Source organism: Mesotoga sp. HF07.pep.5.2.highcov (assembly GCF_003666285.1).
Lineage (GTDB): Bacteria > Thermotogota > Thermotogae > Petrotogales > Kosmotogaceae > Mesotoga > Mesotoga prima.
Map to the genome: position 1 here is coordinate 1 of NZ_JFHJ01000460.1, position 1,472 is coordinate 1,472.

At 46.1% G+C, this 1,472-nt stretch carries 1 protein-coding gene; it reads left to right on the forward strand.

Going from position 1 to position 1,472, the window contains the following annotated elements:
* Nucleotides 1-851 precede the first annotated feature (851 nt).
* Entirely contained in the window at nucleotides 852-1,448 is a 597-nt protein-coding gene (locus BG32_RS09685) for a GGDEF domain-containing protein (RefSeq protein WP_121526750.1), read from the forward strand.
* Nucleotides 1,449-1,472: the final 24 nt, after the last annotated feature.

Here is a 1,472-nt window from a genome sequence, read left to right on the forward strand (position 1 = left end):
ACATAGTAGAAGCCCATCGTCCAAGAGCATGGACGCGTCCTTCGAAGAGAAGTTGCAAGTTGAAAGCGCTGGAGTGAAGAAACGTCAAATGCCGTCATTCCGACAAAGCTCCTGGTCGGAATCTCGATGCTATTGTTTCATTGCTCTAACCAAGAACGAAGAACTTGGACGCGGAGCGTCGGAACGAGGAACAAGCTTTTTCTTCGGCGAACGCAGAGCCATTCAGCGGTGATGCGGTTTCACTCTGGTCTTTCAAACGTGCAACCCGCTAACCTCGGCCATGGTTTTCAAAAAACCAGATCCCGGATCAAGTCCGGGATGACAGACTTAGGTTATTCGGAAAACATCACATCACATGACAGCGTCCTGTAACTCTTAAAAACACAACAACCTGTCATTCTGAACTTGATTCAGAATCTTGGTCTTGAGAGCCGCTGGACACTTGCTAAGAAAAGCTGATGGCTGATCGCTGTGAAAAACCATCCTTAGTCTTTCATGAAGAGCAGTAGCAAGTTGAAAGCGCTAAAGTGAAGAAACGTCAAATGCCGTCATTCCGACAAGGCTCCTGGTCGGAATCTCGATGCTACTGCTTCTTTGCTCTAACCAAGAACGAAGAACCTGGACGCGGAGCGTCGGAACGAGGAACAAGCTTTTTCTTCGGTGAACGGAGAACCGCTCAACGGTCAACCAGTTTCTTTTCTCTTACGAACCCCCAACCACCTACCCCGAACCTCGTCATTTATTCTTCCGCGTCTGGCTTGCAAGACTTAACCTTCCGGAAATCGGATATAAATACACTTGGTGATAATATATCCATATACATATATCAGTATATACATAGGAGGATATTTATGACTTTTGACCAGTGGAAAGAAGAACTCGAAAAACTCTCAAACGAAGGCCCCTTTGCTATTGCAGATATAGATATCGACAAGTTTTCGCTTTTGAACAAGGAATATGGAAGAGACTGCGGGGACAGGGTCTTCGAGATTCTAGATAAGACGCTGAAGGAGAATCTCCCAGAGAAGCTCTCGTTTGTCAGGTTTGGAGACGAGTTTTTTGTCTACAGCAGCGAGTACACCCTTGAGACTCTGTTTATGGAGATGCAGGATTTGGCTCAAACTATTTCGAAGCTCTCATTTGAATGCAAGGGAAAGACGGTTAGGTTTACCGTCAGCGGTGCGGTAGGAGAGTTTCCAAGGAACGCGTCGACGGTCGAGAAACTGCTGAACCTCCTTTCGGAGGGAATGAGAAAGGCAAAGGTCACAGGGAGAGCACAGATAATCTTTGCACCGCTTGAAAAGGAATCGAAGATGGTTATGAAATCCAACTACTACTTGAGATCGCAGCTCGACGGACTAGCAAAACTAACTGCCCTTTTGAACAGAACCGAGTCATCACTCTTACGGGAAGCGCTGGATGATCTACTGAGAAAATACAAATTGTAGAAATCTCAAAATACCGAAGAGAGG

Bases quoted from the DNA above. Each gene is read 5' to 3' on its own strand.
- BG32_RS09685 (WP_121526750.1), top strand. From the start codon at position 852: ATGACTTTTGACCAGTGGAAAGAAGAACTCGAAAAACTCTCAAACGAA.